Consider the following 278-nt stretch of genomic DNA (forward strand, 5'->3'; position numbering starts at 1 on the left):
CCTTTCCGGCGGGTCAAATTCAAGGAAGTTACCCATCGGAAAGAACGCCATGAAGCTCACCCACGCGCTACTGCTGAACGCCAAACCGCAAGACAAGCCCTATAAGCTCCGTGTGACCGTGATTCCATGTATCTGCCCGTCTCGGTGGTGGGTTCCAGGACATGGAATATCGACACCTGGAGCTGAACAGAGGAGCGCCGCCAAGGCGGCACAATATGACTAATGATCCATCGGCAGTGCCACAATTTCACTGGAGCGATTCGAACGACGTCCCCTGG

1 protein-coding gene is annotated in these 278 nt (G+C 55.4%); it reads left to right on the forward strand.

The features are described from left to right. Positions 1-223, forward strand: a 223-nt coding sequence (locus SB764_RS39595; protein ID WP_410866694.1) for a hypothetical protein, incomplete at its 5' end; no start/stop codon positions are given. Between the last annotated feature and the right edge of the window lie 55 nt (positions 224-278).

Origin of the sequence: Paraburkholderia sp. SIMBA_027, assembly GCF_046535315.1 — a bacterium.
In the GTDB taxonomy this organism is placed as follows: domain Bacteria; phylum Pseudomonadota; class Gammaproteobacteria; order Burkholderiales; family Burkholderiaceae; genus Paraburkholderia; species Paraburkholderia tropica.